Source organism: Novosphingobium rosa NBRC 15208 (assembly GCF_001598555.1).
Lineage (GTDB): Bacteria > Pseudomonadota > Alphaproteobacteria > Sphingomonadales > Sphingomonadaceae > Novosphingobium > Novosphingobium rosa.
The window spans coordinates 1-3,101 of sequence record NZ_BCZE01000155.1 but is presented as its reverse complement, the minus strand read 5'-3'; the positions used below and the strand labels follow the sequence as shown (position 1 = coordinate 3,101).

4 protein-coding genes are annotated in these 3,101 nt (G+C 60.8%); all 4 read left to right on the top strand.

Going from position 1 to position 3,101, the window contains the following annotated elements; all coding sequences use genetic code 11:
• Window positions 1–141 precede the first annotated feature (141 nt).
• The 4 genes from tnpA (at window position 142) to SR3_RS30055 (ending at window position 3,069) form a co-directional block, all read left to right on the top strand.
• On the top strand, window positions 142–468 hold the full coding sequence (gene tnpA, locus SR3_RS30070; RefSeq protein ID WP_218018916.1) for an IS66-like element accessory protein TnpA: 327 nt from the start codon (window positions 142–144) through the stop codon (window positions 466–468).
• Entirely contained in the window at window positions 465–824 is a 360-nt protein-coding gene (gene tnpB / locus SR3_RS30065) for an IS66 family insertion sequence element accessory protein TnpB (RefSeq protein WP_068095044.1), read from the top strand. The genes tnpA and tnpB overlap by 4 nt, the downstream gene beginning before the upstream one ends.
• Before the next feature lie 65 nt (window positions 825–889).
• Window positions 890–2,479, top strand: a complete 1,590-nt coding sequence (tnpC, locus tag SR3_RS31020) for an IS66 family transposase (protein WP_084456074.1) — start codon at window positions 890–892, stop codon at window positions 2,477–2,479.
• The gene (locus SR3_RS30055) at window positions 2,476–3,069 is read left to right on the top strand and encodes a plasmid pRiA4b ORF-3 family protein (protein WP_245654164.1); all 594 of its coding nucleotides are present in this window, start codon (window positions 2,476–2,478) and stop codon (window positions 3,067–3,069) included. The genes tnpC and SR3_RS30055 overlap by 4 nt, the downstream gene beginning before the upstream one ends.
• Window positions 3,070–3,101: the final 32 nt, after the last annotated feature.

Genomic DNA, 3,101 nt, shown 5'->3' with positions numbered 1-3,101 from the left:
TAAACGCCGACGGAACCCGGCCTTGCGCAGGATTGGGCAGGCGTAGATTTCGCGGGGCAAATGGAGGCCTTGCGAGTGGATATAGAGCAGTCAAACGAGCCTCGTAAGGGCGCTCGCCGGGATGGCGGAGCGGTCGTACGGGTGGAACGGCGTCGTCATTGGAGTGACGAAGAGAAGCTGGCGATCGTGAAGGAGACGACCCAGCCCGGCGTCATTGTGTCAGCGGTTGCCCGTCGACATGGGATCGGGACGGGTCAGCTCTACACTTGGCGCAAGCAATTGCTGCGGGGCGCCATGGCGGGCTTTGTGCCGGTTGAACTGGTGCAGCTAGAGCCTGCGGGCAAAATGTTGGACACTGGCCGGATCGACATCCGCCGTGGTGGTGATTTCACCGTCTCGGTGGACAGGCTGGTTGATCCCCAAGCGCTGCGACTGGTCCTCGAGATCGTCGGGGAGCTTGAGCGATGAGCCTGACATTGCCGCCCTCGGCGAAGATCTATCTGTCGCTGGCGCCATGCGACATGCGCAAGGGGTTTGACGGGCTGTCGGCCCAGGTTCGCAATATACTGCAGCTCGATCCTTTCTCGGGCGCTGTCTTCCTGTTCCGGGGCAAAAGAGGTGACAGATTGAAGGCTCTGGTGTGGGACGGATCAGGGCTTTGCCTTTATGCAAAACGGCTTGAGCGCGGAAAGTTCGTGTGGCCACGGACACGGGAAGGCGTTGCTGCCCGGCTCTCTGGCGCGCAATTGGCGATGCTGATCGAAGGGCTGGATTGGCGGCAAGCCATTGTCCATGAAGAGGTCATCACACCGACAATTGCGTGAGATAAAACCCCGTAAACTGGGGTTTTTTGTGGTCTTTTGGAGCCGCCTGACCTATAGAGACAGGCATGCGGTTCGACCTTGATTGCCTTCCTACAGACCCTGTTCTCCTGCAGAAAATGCTGCGGGAGATGGTCGAGGCTGTGGAGGTGGAACGGGATGAACTGAAGGTTGCAAAGCAGACCGTCAAAGCCCAGGGCCTGACCATAGAAAAGCTGGAGCATCGTCTCGCACGGCTCTTGCGCGTTCAATTCGGGCGCAGCTCCGAGAAGATGGACAACGCGCAACTGCGCATGATGTTCGAAGACGTCGATGGCATCTGCGAGCCAGCCAATGATGACGTCCCGGCATCAAATCCGAAACCGGAACGCAAGGCTGGCACCCGCGCGCCAATTCCGGCGCATATACCACGTCTGACGGCAGAGCATCGCCCGGAACCGTGCCGCTGCGGTGGTGTTGAGACCGTCATTTGCGAAGATGTCACCGAGGTGCTGGACTATGTTCCGGCCCGCTTCCGTGTCCTGCGTCATGTGCGGCCCCGTATCGCGTGCCGGTCGTGCGAGGCAATCCGACAGGTGCCTGCCATCGATCTGCCCTTGCCCAAGGTCATGGCCAGCAGCGCGCTGCTCGCCCATCTGGTGGTCAGTCGCTTCGCTGACCATCAGCCATGGCACCGTCAATCGGTGATCCTGCGGCGGCAGGGCGTGAACATTGATCGCGATGTGATGGGTCGCTGGTCCTGCAAGCTGGCCTGGTTGATGGCCCCGCTTGGCGAGCGACTGCTGGCCCATATTCTCACAGCCCCCAAGATCCATGGTGACGAGACACCGGTCACCTTGCTCATGGGCGAAGACGGCAGCCACACTGCCTATTTCTGGGTTTATTTACGCGATGGCCGTTCCAGCGGCGACATGACCCCGCCTGCTGTAGCCTTCCGCTTTACAACAGGCCGCGGCGGCGAACATCCCGCCGCCCATCTTGCCGGATATGAGGGATACCTTCAGGCCGATGGCTATGGTGGCTACAACATATTGTATCGCAACCCCAAAACGAAAGCTCCACGCCGCGTGACAGAGGTCGGCTGCTGGGCCCACGCGCGGCGCAAGTTTACCGACATTCTGGCCAAGAACCCGTCACCGGTGGCGGCAGAGGCCGTCGTGAGGATTGGCGAGTTGTTCGCGATCGAGCGCGACATCAAGGGCGCGCCACCCGACGAACGGCGGCGGATCCGCCAGCAACTGGCCGCCCCGAAGCTGGCTGCTTTACGGCCATGGCTCGAAGCACAGATGCGCGGGTTGTCTTCGGACAGCGCGCTGGCGAAAGCATGCCGTTATCCGCTCAACCGTTGGGCGGCGATGACCCGCTATTGTGACAATGGTCTGCTCGAGATCAGCAATAACCTCGTCGAAAATGCCCTGCGCGGTGTTGCCCTTGGCCGCCGCAACTGGATGTTCGTCGGCTCGACCAAGGGCGGAGATGCCTCGGCGTTGTTCTACTCACTCGTCGAGACATGTCGCCTCAATGGTGTGGAGCCCGAGGCCTGGTTCACCGATGTCATCGCGCGTATCGGCAATCATCCCATCAACCGGATCGACGAACTGCTGCCATGGAACTGGCAAGAGGCAAGACAGGTCCAGAACCTGGAGCAGGCCGCTTGAGCAACGCCTTCGTCGTACGGATGACGATCACACTCGATGACGTGACGCCGGTGGTGAGCCGCGTGATCGAAGTGCCACTAGGGATCCGCCTCGATCGGCTGCACAGCGTCTTTCAGGCCGCGCTGGTGTGGACCGACAGCCATCTGTGGGAATTGACCTTCGGGCACACGGGCTTCGGCACCCCCGATCCGTCTTATGGGTTCGGTGGCCCGCTTGATGCCCGCAAAACAACCCTGGCTCAGGCGCTCGAGGGCATGCGGGGCAAGACCTTCCGTTACCTCTATGACTTTGGCGATGCCTGGGAACACAGCGTAAAAATCCAGGGCATCGCTCCTGCTGATCCCAATAGTAGCTATCCGCGTCTGATCGCCGCCACCGGTATGCGGCCACCAGAGGATTCAGGCGGGCCTTGGGGCTACGCCGAGAAACTCGAAGCGCTCGCAGATCCCGCTCACGAGTATTACGAAGAGGCTCTCGATGCCTTGGGCGACGACCATGATCCACATGCTCAGCCCAACATCGACTGGATCCACGACAGCTTTGCCGCACTGGCAAAAAAATGGGCGCCGCACACACGCAGGGTCAAATAGGCCGCGTCAACGCCGCATTCCGTCGGCGCTTA

Bases quoted from the DNA above. Each gene is read 5' to 3' on its own strand.
- tnpB (WP_068095044.1), top strand. From the start codon at position 465: ATGAGCCTGACATTGCCGCCCTCGGCGAAGATCTATCTGTCGCTGGCG.
- tnpC (WP_084456074.1), top strand. From the start codon at position 890: ATGCGGTTCGACCTTGATTGCCTTCCTACAGACCCTGTTCTCCTGCAG.